12 protein-coding genes and 1 pseudogene are annotated in these 13,835 nt (G+C 37.6%); 11 read left to right on the plus strand and 2 right to left on the minus strand.

The window, feature by feature from the left end; all coding sequences use genetic code 11:
* The 8 genes and pseudogenes from T529_RS0108560 to T529_RS12600 form a co-directional block, all read left to right on the plus strand.
* Nucleotides 1–201 (plus strand): annotated as a pseudogene (locus T529_RS0108560) (IS200/IS605 family transposase); the annotation flags it as partial.
* A gap of 419 nt (nucleotides 202–620) precedes the next feature.
* Nucleotides 621–2,243 (plus strand): peptide ABC transporter substrate-binding protein, encoded by a 1,623-nt coding sequence (locus T529_RS0108565; protein WP_033163201.1) that lies wholly within the window; start codon nucleotides 621–623, stop codon nucleotides 2,241–2,243.
* A 155-nt stretch (nucleotides 2,244–2,398) separates the two neighbouring features.
* Entirely contained in the window at nucleotides 2,399–3,343 is a 945-nt protein-coding gene (locus T529_RS0108570) for an ABC transporter permease (RefSeq protein ID WP_081823099.1), read from the plus strand.
* Between the two features lie 3 nt (nucleotides 3,344–3,346).
* Nucleotides 3,347–4,273 (plus strand): ABC transporter permease, encoded by a 927-nt coding sequence (locus T529_RS0108575; protein WP_033163202.1) that lies wholly within the window; start codon nucleotides 3,347–3,349, stop codon nucleotides 4,271–4,273.
* 3 nt (nucleotides 4,274–4,276) lie between these two features.
* Nucleotides 4,277–5,362, plus strand: coding sequence for an ABC transporter ATP-binding protein (locus tag T529_RS0108580; protein WP_033163203.1), 1,086 nt, complete (start codon nucleotides 4,277–4,279; stop codon nucleotides 5,360–5,362).
* A complete protein-coding gene (locus tag T529_RS0108585; RefSeq protein WP_033163204.1) occupies nucleotides 5,359–6,306 on the plus strand; it encodes an ABC transporter ATP-binding protein in 948 nt (315 codons plus the stop codon). Before T529_RS0108580 ends, T529_RS0108585 begins: the two co-directional genes overlap by 4 nt.
* A gap of 101 nt (nucleotides 6,307–6,407) precedes the next feature.
* The gene (locus T529_RS0108590) at nucleotides 6,408–7,295 is read left to right on the plus strand and encodes an FAD:protein FMN transferase (protein ID WP_051646927.1); all 888 of its coding nucleotides are present in this window, start codon (nucleotides 6,408–6,410) and stop codon (nucleotides 7,293–7,295) included.
* The gene (locus T529_RS12600) at nucleotides 7,292–8,848 is read left to right on the plus strand and encodes an FMN-binding protein (protein WP_051646928.1); all 1,557 of its coding nucleotides are present in this window, start codon (nucleotides 7,292–7,294) and stop codon (nucleotides 8,846–8,848) included. The genes T529_RS0108590 and T529_RS12600 overlap by 4 nt, the downstream gene beginning before the upstream one ends.
* A gap of 58 nt (nucleotides 8,849–8,906) precedes the next feature.
* On the opposite strand, the gene T529_RS0108600 is transcribed toward T529_RS12600, so the two are convergent.
* On the minus strand, nucleotides 8,907–9,500 hold the full coding sequence (locus tag T529_RS0108600; protein ID WP_033163205.1) for a LexA family protein: 594 nt from the start codon (nucleotides 9,498–9,500) through the stop codon (nucleotides 8,907–8,909).
* 133 nt (nucleotides 9,501–9,633) lie between these two features.
* On the opposite strand from T529_RS0108600, the gene T529_RS0108605 reads away from it, so the two are divergent.
* Nucleotides 9,634–10,878, plus strand: coding sequence for a Y-family DNA polymerase (locus T529_RS0108605; protein WP_033163206.1), 1,245 nt, complete (start codon nucleotides 9,634–9,636; stop codon nucleotides 10,876–10,878).
* 20 nt (nucleotides 10,879–10,898) lie between these two features.
* Here T529_RS0108605 and T529_RS0108610 read toward each other — a convergent pair whose 3' ends face one another.
* The gene (locus T529_RS0108610) at nucleotides 10,899–12,116 is read right to left on the minus strand and encodes an AI-2E family transporter (RefSeq protein WP_051646929.1); all 1,218 of its coding nucleotides are present in this window, start codon (nucleotides 12,114–12,116) and stop codon (nucleotides 10,899–10,901) included.
* 107 nt (nucleotides 12,117–12,223) lie between these two features.
* Here T529_RS0108610 and T529_RS0108615 point away from each other — a divergent pair, with 107 nt between their 5' ends.
* Together T529_RS0108615 and T529_RS0108620 are read left to right on the plus strand one after the other, a co-directional pair.
* Complete coding sequence (locus T529_RS0108615) at nucleotides 12,224–12,805, plus strand: hypothetical protein (protein ID WP_033163207.1); 582 nt, start codon at nucleotides 12,224–12,226, stop codon at nucleotides 12,803–12,805.
* Nucleotides 12,806–12,818: 13 nt separating this feature from the next.
* Complete coding sequence (locus tag T529_RS0108620) at nucleotides 12,819–13,820, plus strand: nucleoid-associated protein (protein ID WP_238560801.1); 1,002 nt, start codon at nucleotides 12,819–12,821, stop codon at nucleotides 13,818–13,820.
* Nucleotides 13,821–13,835 lie beyond the last annotated feature (15 nt).

Below are 13,835 nucleotides of genomic sequence, written 5' to 3' on the forward strand. Positions count from 1 at the left end.
AGACATTTCTGGTCCGAAGGATTTTATGTGTCGACAGTAGGGCTGAATACAGCAACTGTGGAGAAATATATCCGAGAGCAGGAGATGCATGACCAGATGGTGGACAAGCTGAGTGTCAAGGAATACGGCGATCCATTTTCAAACGCAACGAAGAGAAAAAGAAGCGAAAAAGGAAAAATAAAAGACAATAAAACAAAGTAGTAAAAAAGAAAAAAAGAATCCCTTTGAGGGATAGCGAGCGTCAAGAGCGGTAGCTTGAACGAAGTGAAAGCAAGCGCCTTTAGACGCGAGCAGGTATCATAGGCTTATAGCCGCAGTTCAAACCACGCCTTTTAGACGTGGTTTTGATTTTGGAAAATAAGAAATCACATACAAAGTAATAAAAGATTATCAAATGTGTTGTAAAATAAGGCAATACAAGCCCTTACAATTGTACATTCAGTAATACAATCATCTTTTAAAAAGATATAAATTTGTAGAATAGCTAAAATGAATATATTCAATTTATACAAAATGCAAAATAAAGATAGAAATATGATTGACAAGACATATGTAAGAAGGTATAGTGTTGGTATGGTAAACGAAAAGCCATAATATTTTCATAAGATGGAGGGAAGTTTATGAAAAAACTTGGACGTGTTGCGGCAGTCGCACTGTCAGCAACAATGTTAGCTGGCTGTGGCGGGGCTGGAAAGAAAACCGACACTTCTACATTTAGATTTGCGTCAGAACTGGATATCATGGGTATGGATAGTTCAGTTGTTGATGATGGTATGTCATTCAACGCATTACACGCAATCACAGAAGGTCTTGAAGGATTGGACAAAAATGGTAAAACTGTTAATGCCGTTGCCCAGTCATATAAGGTAAGTGATGACCGCAAGACTTACACATTCAAATTAAGAAAAGATGCAAAGTGGAGTAATGGTGACGATGTTACTGCTAACGACTTCGTTTATGCATGGCAGAGAATTATTAAGAATGCTGGTAACTATGCTTATATGTATGGTTCAGATGGTGCCAATATCTTAAATGCGGATGCTTTGATTAAGAAAGGTACAACTGCTACTCAGGCTGAACTGGATACACTTGGTGTTAAGGCTCAGGATGATAAGACATTGGTTGTAACATTGGCTGCACCAGTACCATTCTTCTTGGACTTAATGACATTCCCATGTTATTACCCAATTAACCAGAAATTCGCTGAAAAAGCTGGTAAAGACTATGCTACAAAACCAGAATACCTATTATCTAATGGTCCATTCGTAATGAAGAAATGGACAAAAGGTAAGAGTGCTGATTTCGTTAAGAATGATAAATACTATGATGCAAAGGATGTTAAGTTAAAGAATTTACACTTTGATTTAGCAATGAAACCTCAGTCAGCATCAGCAAACTTTGACTCAGGTCGTGTTGACTATGCAACAATTAGTTCTGACTTGGTTGATAAATATAAAGGTAAAGATACTTATAAGTCATTCAATGAAGGTTACTTATTCTATCTTGAACCAAATACAAAAGATCCAGTTATGGCTAACAAGAATATCCGTAAGGCAATCTCACTTGCAGTCAACAGAAAACAGTTATGTTCTGATGTCTTAAAAGATGGTTCTAAGGAAGCAAAAGGTTTCGTACCTGCACAATTATCACAGTCTCCTGATGGAAAAGACTTCCGTAGTATCGCTGGTTCATTTACGAAATATGATGAAAAAGCTGCTCAGGAAGCATTGAATGCAGGTTTAGCTGAATTAGGTAAATCTGAAGTCACTGTTCAGTTACTATATGGTACTGATGAATCTCCAATGGATTCTGTTGCCGAATATGTACAGGGTAACTTAGCAAAATTAAAAGGTCTTAAGGTTGAAATGTCTGCAACAACTAAACAGGACCGTATCAACAACCGTATGAAGAATGGTAACTTCCAGTTAGCTGTTACACGTTGGGGACCTGACTATGCTGACCCAACAACTTACTTGAACTTATTAAGCACAGGCAACAGCAACAACTATGGTGAATGGTCTAATGCGCAGTATGATGCATTAATGAAACAGATTCAGACAGAAACAGACGCAAGCAAGCGTTATGATTTAATGGTACAGGCTGAAAAAATTGGTATGGATGATCTTGCAGATATCCCATTATTTGAAAAGGGTGGTTCTGCACTTCAGGCTACAAGCGTATCTGGCTTAGTACATAAAGCTGTAGGTGTACCTTACACATTTAAATTTGTCACATTAAAGTAGTAAGTCAAACACATTATAGCTCATCGCTATAATGTGTTTCTTTATTTATAAATATATGAAATATTTATGTTTCTTAAAAATATTGATATTATAATTTGTATTATTACAACAGTATGTTAGAATACACATATTCAATATAAAGAAAGGATGATTATATGGATAAGTCCATGCTTAAGTATATCGGAAAAAGAATACTGATTTCGATCGTTACTTTATTCGTGATACTTTCAATCTTGTTCTTAATGACAAGATTATTACCAGGTACACCATTTAACTCAGAAAAGATGTCTCCTGAGCAGATGGAAGTTGTCAAAGCCAAATATGGTCTTGATAAACCTGTTATTGTACAGTTTGGTAACTATTTAAAGAATATGGTAAAGGGTGACTTTGGTTTGTCTTATGTTTTATATAAGGACCAAGGTGTTGCTGATATTGTTATGCCTAGAGCGAAAATATCCTTTATTTATGGTATTGCTGCAACGGCTTTAGGGACCATTGTAGGGATGCTTTTAGGAATTATTGCCGCATTAAAGCGTAATACCATCTGGGATACGATTGCGACGATTATTTCTGTCCTAGGTGTTTCTATTCCTTCGTTTGTCTTTGCCTTACTTCTTGTCATTATTCTTGGTGTCAAGCTTCCGGTGCTACCAACGATGTATCTGGAAAATGACCCAATTGTTTCTTCGATTATTCCTATTGTAGCTCTGTCGATGTCCGTTATTGCGAATGTTGCCCGTTTTACCCGTACAGAAATGATTTCTGTCTTAGGCTCTGACTACATGACATTAGCACTAGCGAAAGGTCTTGATAAGAAGACATTGATTTTCAAACATGCTTTACGTAATGCTTTGATTCCTGTTATTACTGTTATTGGTCCTATTCTTGTCAACTTGATGACAGGGACAATGGTTGTTGAATCAATCTGTAATGTTCCTGGATTAGGACAGATTTTGATTGATTCTATTCATTCCAATGACTATAACATCATAATGGCTTGTTCATTCCTTTATGCCTTTATGTATATTGCTATGATGCTCATTATTGATGTGTCCTATGGTTTGATTGACCCACGTATTCGTTTAGGAAAGGGGGAATAATGCATGGATAATACAAAATTCTTACCTGATGATTTTGAACTCGTTGGTGATAAACAAAATATCAATATTGATGAAGTTCTTCCTTCACGTCCAATGTGGCAGGACATCCTGGGCCGTTTTAAAGAAAACAAAGGGGCTGTTATTGGGGTCATCCTTATTATCATTATTACTTTATTGGCAATTATCGTCCCATTGGTTTCAAGATGGAACTATGCTGAAATGAATACAAGTATTGCCAACCGTGTTCCTAGTGGTGAACATTGGTTTGGTACGGACTATCTTGGTCGTGACTTATGGGTACGTACATGGCAGGGTACACGTTATTCCTTAATCATTGCGGTTGTTGCTGTTATTATTGATATTGTTGTGGGCATGACTTATGGTCTTGTCTCAGGCTATTTTGGTGGTATGGTTGATGCCATCATGCAGCGTATCCAGGAAATTATTAACTCTATTCCTACGCTTGTAGTATTGATTATCTTATTGACAGTCATGAAGCCTTCACTAAAGACTGTCATTATTGCCTTGATCTTTACAGAGTGGATTCCAATGTCACGTATTACGCGTGCCCAGGTTCTTAAAGTCAAGGAAGAAGAATATGTCTTAGCGGCTCGTACACTTGGTGCTGGTAATATCTTTATCTTATTTAAGGAAATCCTACCTAACATCTTTGGTCAGCTGATCATTATGTCAATGATGACTATTCCAAATGCCATCTTCTATGAAGCTTACTTGGCATTTATCGGTTTAGGTTTGACAAAACCTCTTGCTTCTCTTGGTACCCTCATTAATGATGGTTTCAGACTCTTCCAGGTTTATCCACATGCGATGTTGATACCAGCAGCCGTCATGGCCATCTTGATGTTGTCATTTAACTTGTTTGGTGATGGTCTAAGAGATGCCCTAGATCCAACAATGAAGGAGGGATAAACAATGGCAGAAAGAGAAAAAGTACTAGAAATCAGAGACCTGTCCATTTCCTTCCGTACTGAAGGGGCCAAAGTCAATGCTATTCGTGGTGTTGATCTGGACTTATATCGCGGGGAAACTATTGCGATTGTTGGTGAATCGGGTTCAGGTAAATCTGTAACGACGAAGGCCATCATGGGTATTCTTGCCAAAAATGGCACAATCGATTCAGGAACAATCAACTATACCTGGACTGATCCAGATGGCAGCAAGCATACCAAAGACATTGTCAAAATGACGGAAAAAGAGATACAGTCAGAAATACGTGGCCGTAAGATTGCAATGGTCTTCCAGGATCCATTAACATCCCTTAATCCAACAATGACTATTGGTAAACAGGTCATGGAACCTATGATGTATCATTATGGCACCAGCAAGGAAGAAGCTTATAAGAAAGCTGTTGAACTGCTTAGCGAAGTAGGTATTACTGATCCAGAAGCACGTATGAAGAACTATCCTCACCAGTTATCTGGGGGGATGAGACAGCGTGTCGTTATCGCCATTGCGCTTTCTTGTGATCCTTATTTGCTTATTTGTGATGAACCAACAACAGCCTTGGATGTAACTATCCAGGCAAAGATTCTTGAACTCATTCGGGACTTACAGAAAAAGAAGGACTTATCCGTTATCTATATTACCCATGACTTAGGGGTTGTTGCGAAGGTTGCTGATTATGTCAATGTTATGTATGCCGGTAAGATTATTGAAAAGGGTACGATTGATGAAATCTTCTATGATCCACGTCATCCTTATACTTGGGGCCTATTATCAGCAATGCCTGATCTTGATACGGATGATGATGAACTTTATACCATTCCTGGTTCACCACCAAATCTTACGAAGAAGGTTCAGGGTGATGCCTTTGCGCCACGTAATGCCTATGCCTTAAATATTGATTTAAGACTCGAACCACCAATGTTTGATGTACCTGGCTCATCAAGCCATAAAGTTGCTTCTTGGCTGATGGACCCTCGTGCACCTAAGGTAGAAATGCCAGAGTCATTACGTAATAGAATTCAAAAGATGGTAAAGGAAGGTGTTGCGAAATGATCGATCAGACAAAACCTATTCTTGAAGTCAAAGACTTAAAACAATACTTCCCAATTAGCCGTAAGTTCACGGTTAAAGCTGTGGATGGTATTTCATTCGATATTATGCCAGGGGAAACCTATGGACTAGTTGGTGAATCTGGTTCAGGGAAATCGACAACTGGTCGTGCTATTATTCGTCTTTATGAACCAACAGCAGGCAAGATTATCTTTGAAGGTCAGGATATCTCAGGCAAGATGAGCAATGAAGCCATCAAGACATTACGTACAAAGATGGCGATGATCTTCCAGGATCCAATGGCTTGTCTTAATCCACGTAAGAAAGTCTTGGATATCGTTGCCCAGGGACTTGATATTCACCATAGCTATGATTCTATTGAAGAAAGAAATGAGAAAGTCTATAAAATGTTGGAAACTGTTGGTCTTTCTAGAGAACATGCCAACCGTTATCCAAACCAGTTCTCTGGTGGCCAGCGTCAGCGTATCGGTATTGCCCGTGCGTTAATTATGAACCCGGATTTGGTTATTGCTGATGAAGCTATCTCTGCACTTGATGTATCCATTCAGGCTCAGGTTGTCAATCTGATGAAGAAGATGCAGAAAGAGACGGGTGCTGCTTACTTATTTATTGCCCATGACTTATCGATGGTCAAATATATTTCTAATCGTATTGGTGTCTTACACTTAGGACACTTAGTTGAAGCAGGCACTTCTGAAGAAATCTTCAACAACCCTCTTCATCCATATACAAAATCCTTACTTTCAGCTATCCCTCATCCAAATCCAAGAGTAGAAAAGACAAGAAAATCTTATACCTATGACTATAAGACATCCGGTCTCAACTATGAGGAAGGAACACCACACAAGGTCAGTGAAACACATTATGTCTTAGGGACTGATGCTGATTTTGAACGTTTCATGGCGGAAGCTGGTAAAGGTTTCTAATAGAGGTCATTGACCTCTATTTTTTTGCGCAATTTTCCTTTTTCTTCCCATAATTTCCCGTAAACCCTTTCAGTATACTGATACAAGAAAGGAGTATTTCTATGATTGAACATATCTTTTTTGCCTTAGGTACAGTCAATTCTATTAAAATATATGACAAAAACTCTAAGAACTATGAACCCCTTCTTAAGCATATCCAAGAACGGATTGAATATATCTCATCACATTGTAATTTCTATGATGACCAGAGTGATCTTAGCCATATTAACCAACAAGCCGGGGAAAGCTATGTCACAGTAGACCAGGACACCTATATGATTATTCGTGAAGCCAAGGCTTATAGTGTGCAATACAAAGGTTTCTTTGATATCACTGTTGGTCCATTGACAAGATTATGGCATATCAATACCAACAATAATGAAATGCCTTTAAAGCAAGATATTGATAGGGCAATCTTAAAAATCAATGCTCAAGATATCCTTTTAAAAGAAGATAACCAAGTTGCTTTAGCTCATCATGGACAAGCCATTGATTTAGGCTCTATTGCCAAAGGCTATTGTGTGGATCTGACAAAAGAATTATTAATCAAAGCGGGTGTAACGGAAGCTATTATTCAATATGGTGGGTCAGTTGCCGTGATCGGTAAAAAGAAGAAAGTGGGCATTCAAAACCCTTTTAAAAGTCAGGGAGAGATTATGGGCTATATTGAGACAGAAGCCTGTGTTGTCACTTCAGGAACATATGAACATTACTTTATGCACGACAATAAGCGTTATAGTCATCTCTTTGATCTGAGGACGGGCTATCCCATTGAGACGGATATGATGTCATTAACAGTTGTAACATCAAATGCATTATTAGGTGATGTACTGACAACAGTCTATTTCAATAAAGGAGTTATACCAAGAGATGAGGATGTTTGTGTCATTATGAATGATGGACGTTATTATCTATCGGAATCATTAAGAAAGGAATTTTATGCAAGATGAAAGAGAAAATATCAACGACTCTCATTATAAGAAGAATCATTCAAGTTATTGCTTTTATATTGATACCTGGGTTATTTGCGAGCAGTTTAAATGCCATTCAAAGCATCATCATGATGCTTGTCAATATGCAGCTTAATGCCAGCCAGTTATTAGGTGATCTCTTATTACTAGCGGTGACAATTATTCCCACAATCATCTTCGGCCGTTATTTCTGTGGCTATTTTTGTTCCTTTGGACTTATGCAGGATGTCTTTTCTACAATTGGAAAGTATACAATTAAGTTCAAGAAACGTATTCCCAAGTCCATTGATCATATCTTGAAATATATGAAATATGTTGTACTTGGAGGATTGATTGTTTTATGGGTATTTCATATCGATTATGGCAAAGGACCTTGGGAAGTATTTGCCAACTATCTCAGCTTGTCTTCATGGAAAGATTTATCTTCCTTTATGACATGGGGCGGCTTCGTTTTAATCCTTGTGATTATCAGTTCACTATTCTATGAAAGAGTCTTCTGCCGTTATCTTTGTCCAATGGGAGCCATCTATGCCCTTCTTAGTCCAATGCACTTCTTTAAGAAATATAAACCAACAGAAAAATGCCGTTCATGTAAGTTTTGCAGTATGACATGTCCAATGCAGATTGATCTTTGTAAAGATGTCATTACCTCAGGAGAATGTATTGCATGTCAGCGTTGTATCAATGTCTGTCCAAGAGACAATATCTCACTCAAGCCAGATAAACATATTGTAACTGCAGCATCTACTGCTGCCATTGCATCGCTTTATTACGCTGGCACGATCTTGCCTGCAACACTTCCAACTTCTTCAACCATCACAAGTCAAGCTGCATCCGCTAACTTAAAAGACGGGACATATACAGGTAGTGGACAAGGATTTAGAGGTATGACAAGCGTTAAAGTCGTTGTCTCCAACAAGAAAATCAGTTCCATCACAGTTACTAGTTATCAAGATGACGAACAGTATTTCTCTAGAGCGAAGACATCAATCATTAATGCCGTCTTAAGTAGTCAATCCACTGATGTCGATACTGTATCAGGAGCAACATATTCAAGTCAGGGACTTATTGAAGCTATCAAGAATGCCTTAAATGAAACATCATCTTCTAATGCAACAACACCTGATGATCAAACACAATCAAGTGATGACAATCAAACACAAGACAATGATACTTCATCAAATGATGCATTGCTAGACTTCTCAAATCTCAAAGATGGGACATATACAGGAAATGGTCAAGGCTTTAGAGGTACAATTTCTTCAAGTGTTGTTGTCAAGAATGGAAAAGTCACTTCAATCACCATTACATCCTACCAGGATGATGATCAGTTCTTTAATCGTGCCAAGTCCAGTGTCATCAATAGTATTATCTCTAATCAGTCATTGAATGTGGATGCAGTCAGTGGGGCAACATTCTCATCCAATGGTATTAAGGAATCCGTTTCAAATGCATTAGGAATGACTTATACAAACACTAATTCATCTACTGAAGGTAATCATCATAAAGGTTATCATCATGATTATCATTAACCAGGTATTCACCTGTTTTTTTAATGACATGAAAAAAGGCGATGGGAATCGCCTTGACCTAGAATGTTGTTTTAACAAAAACAACTTTACCAATGATATTAACTGGAATGTTTCTAATATCTTTGTTTGTGAAATAACGGTTTTCAACTGCTGGATTAGCTGCTTCAAGCACCAACATGTCATGTTTCTTAATAACACGTTTAATTGTGACTTCATCACCAATAACGACAACCCCGATTGTGCCATTAGGAACATCAGTGCAAGCTTGAATATAGGCTAAGGAGCCATCCATAATTCCTGCACCAATCATTGAATCGCCCTGTACTTTTAAGAAGTAATCACCTAAACGATTTTCATCTTCCGTGACACTTTCCATTCCCTGATAGTTTTCATCCGCAAACATATCATATCCTGCTTTGACATAACCAAGAATAGGTTTCTTAAATTCAATGACTTTTCCTTCAAGTACAGCTTTGACATCATATCCAAAGACTTCTTTCATTCTTTCCATTGTTTCCGTCTGAACATGTTTTACATCACCTGAGAGCCATCTTGATACAGTTGCTTTAGTGACGCCTAATTTTTCGGCAATTTGTGTATTATTTTGCTGGGTTTGTCTTTTGTATTGCTGAATTAATTCTTTAAGTGTCATATATATCACCTCATTACAATTATTTTATCATATTATTAATATTTATAAAACAATAAAATATGAAATTATCATAGTTTCATATTATATTGAAAAATGAAACAAGAAAGATATAATATTGCTTGAGGTGGGAGAAATGGAGAGGGTTATTGTACATAGTGATATCAATCATTGTTATGCCCAGATCGAAGAAATGTTACATCCTGAGCTGCGCCAGGTTCCTATGGCCGTAGGTGGTCATGAGGAAATGCGCCATGGCATCATTCTGGCAAAAAATGATTTGGCGAAGGCGTTTGGGGTCAAAACAGCTTCAACATTACGTGAAGCGAAGAAGGCATGCCCACAATTAGTTATTATCCATCCCCATTATGATGACTATTTGTATTATACAAGTGAAGTTAAGAATATTTATCGGGAATATACGGACCGTGTTGAAAGCTTTGGCTTGGATGAGGCTTGGATTGACTTAACGCATTCTTCACAGGTATTTGGTGATGGGATTTTTGTTGCAAGAAAGATTCAGAAGCGCGTACGTGAAGAGCTGGGACTAGAAGTATCAATGGGCGTTTCTTATAATAAGATCTTTGCGAAAATGGGTTCTGATCTCAAGAAGAAAATGGGCTTTAGTATCATTACCCAGGATAATTATCAAGACGTGTTGTGGCCATTACCTATTGAAGATTTATTCTATGTTGGCTATCGCACTGCCCCTAAGCTTAAGGCAAGGGGGATGAGTACCATTGGTGATCTTGCCAAAAAAGAGCCTGCCTATTTACGTTCTTTTTTAGGTAAGATGGGCGAGGTATTATGGTATTTTGCGAATGGCTATGATGCTTCAGAAGTTCTCACAGTCAGTCATGAACAACAACCTAAATCAGTTGGTAATGGCATTACAGCGATTATGGATATGAAGAATCGGGAAGATATGAAAATGGTTTTTACTGTTCTTGTGGAATCTGTCGCTACCCGTTTAAAACAGCAGGGACTTAAGGGTGATGTGATTTCAATCGCTATTCGTAATACTGACTTAAAGTATTATACAAGACAAAAAAAGATTGAAAAAGCGACCAATATTGCTTCAGAAATTATGAAGGTCGTGATGGAATTAGTGGATGAGCATGTTGATTTTCATTATGCCTATCGTTCGATTGATGTCCATGTGTCCCATCTTTCTATTGATAATGGTGTGGAACAGCTCAGCTTTCTTATTGATGAAAAACAACGAGAAAAGGAGAAGAAGCTTGATATAGTAATGGATGCGATTAGAGAAAAGTATGGCTTTGATAAGATTAAACGGATGAGTTTAATGGCTAATCAAGAATTAACAAGCTTTGATCCCTTAAGAGATAATATTATTCATCCTGTTGGTTACTTTAAATAAAAAAGCACTCTTAATGAGCGCTAATAAAGAACTTTCTTATGATCATTTTTGTCAAGTTCATAGACTTTGTTGTCTTTGACTTCAAGATTACGACGATAGAGCCTGATATTGATAAAGCGGGCAACTAGGGCATAGATGAGTGCTGTTAATGGAACGGCAAGAAGAACACCTATAAAGCCAAAGAGTCCACCAAAGACTGTCAATCCCAACAAGACAAACAAACCACTAATACCAACACTTCTACCAACAATCTTTGGATAGACAAAGTTGCCTTCAAACTGCTGTAAGCAGATAAAGATAATTGCGAAGAGAATTGTGGAAGAGCTTTTAGCAGCTGCGGTTAAGACAATCCCAATCACAAAGGTGAAGAACCCACCAAACATTGGAATAAAGGCAAAGATAAAGGCAGCACTGGCAATAAGTTCAGGGAACGGGAAGGCGAAGATTCTCATCACCACATAGGTTTCTAACATGAAGATAGCTGCTTCTAGGACCTGCCCAGAAATAAAGCTATTAAAGTAATGGTTCGCTTCGCGACTGATTTCAAAGAGCCTTATACTTTTATCCTTACCAAGAACGAAGAGAACAAGCTTTCTTAACTGATCAATATGACGTTCTTTGTTGGAAAGGAGGTAGAGGGACATAAAGAAGGCTGTGATTGCTGTAATAAAAGTAGAGCCTACTGAATTAACAACTGAAGAGACGTTGCTGCTGTCATCAGAGAACCAGCCTAATAGTGTTGATAGAACCCCGCTAATATTTGCTGAAGTAAAGAGATTGCTGACTTCTGAGCGGGAAATACGGTAGTTTGTATGGAACTTGATTGCCCACTTATTGATGAAGTTGGTCAGTCTTGTGATATAGGAATCAAGATTGTTCATGATAAGATAAATGCTTTCGGCAATACGTGGTACAACAATACTTGAAAAGATAATCACAATCAATAATGCCAACAAGAATGTAATAGTAATGGCTAGAGCTCTTAATGTGCCTTTAGAAAAGTTGGTCTTGCCAATCTTTGCTTGTAACTTGGTAAGCCAGTTTTCAAAATGGTGCATAGGAATATTGGCAATAAAGGCAATGACAATCGCGATAAAGAGCGGCTTAAAAAGGCCAATGAATTTTCCTGCGACATCTAATACATCAGGGAGATTGTAAATGACATAGGAAAAAAGTATCGCAAATATGATATAGAATATGATTTTATTCTGTTCAATAAAATCTTTATGTTTATCCATAATGATCACGTCCTTATGCCCCTATTTTAACATAATATTGGAATGAAATGTAGTTTATTGCGAGTGGGAGAGGGAAAGTGATAGAATAGAAACAAGGAGGTATGTCTATGAAACAATTGTCACGTAAGGCTTTTATTACATTTTTTTTAATTGCGATTGCTCTTTTTATTATTGTTGGTTATAAGTATGTTTCTAGGCATGAAGTATTGGTTACGGCAAGCAGCTATCAATATGAAGTACTTGTCAATGATGCAGAGCTTAAAGCAAAGAACTTGGGGGTTGTGAATGCTGAGAAGTCAAAGATTGCTTATCAAAAACAAACAATCACCCTTAATCAAAAAGAAGATATGAGTGGCTTTAAAATCGATGAACCTCTAACGCTAGAAAAAATTATGCAGCTTAAAGGCCCAAGCAAACAAGACAAGGTTGGCAAGCAGAACGCAAATGCAGTTGCTTATGAACTTGTCGTTGTGGGCGATATTGTCAGACAAACTGACCAACAAACAAAGAAGTCACAAGTAGTTGTTGTAAATGCGCGAGTGAGCAGTGTGCGTATTCCTCTTGTACTTGATAAACAAACTGCTACAATAGCTAACAGTAACAATACAAAAACAAAGACCATCAGTCTTGATGAATTGAATAATAGTCTGGATGATGTCGCTAAGCGCAAGAATATTATTGCGTGGTAAGGAAAGGAAAAACATGGGAAATATCAACACACTTATTATTAATAAAATCTTAGTACACTTTATTGATCAGGAACATAAGAAGCTACATACCTCACAAGAGTTTGCAGCTCTGAATGATACAACACGTGATTATTATCGTAAACGTGTCGAAAAAGCCCTCAACAGCAATCAGCTTAAAGAACTTACTGTTCCAAGCTTACATGAGCTTTTGTTGAGAGGGGAGCAGATGGCTGAAAATGATGAAAACTTTAAAACACAGGCTAAAGAAATCAGTGAACATTTCTTTGCCTTAGGTTCAAAAATTGAAGCCATGCCTAATGCGAATATTATTTATGTGGATTGCTATAGGGATGGAGTGCATTTTATAGCCACACTTAAAGTGGACTATAAATATGTTCCTGTCTGCGTCTTTGATGACGATAATGTCCGTATTGTCCAACAACAGCTTTTACCAACAGCTGCTGGCAAGGTGGATGAAGCCATTGTAATGGATGTCGACAACAAGAAACTCTGGATTCTTGAAAAGAAGTATTTGATTGATGGCAAGATGGCAACATATCTCAATGCCCAGTGGATTAAAGGGGAAGAAAATCTTACAGACCGCCAGAAATTCAATACGATGAAGAAGGTTGTCAATAAGATGGATAGCCAATATCATGTCTCTAAGGATACCGGAGCTCTTCCTCTTATAAAACAGGAAATCAACGAAAAAGTCATGAATAATGAAGCTGTTAAGCCTTATGAAATCGTTCAGAAAATACTTGAAAAAGACTATCAGGCTTCAGAAGAATCAGGCTTGATGTTGAAGGATTTAGGCATTGATGAACGTTCCGTAATCAGTATTGCCCCAACAGGCAAAACAATGGAAACTTGTAAGCTTGTTACAGATAATGACATTGAAGTACAGATGCCTGTTGATGATTATGTTGCTGGCTTAAATATTGAACAGGTTCATAATCCTGATGGCACAACTTCTATTATTTTGAAAAACATTAATGAGATTGTGATAAAATAATGCGTTTTTGAAAAC

Origin of the sequence: Sharpea azabuensis DSM 18934, assembly GCF_000702165.1 — a bacterium.
Lineage (GTDB): Bacteria > Bacillota_I > Bacilli_A > Erysipelotrichales > Coprobacillaceae > Sharpea > Sharpea azabuensis.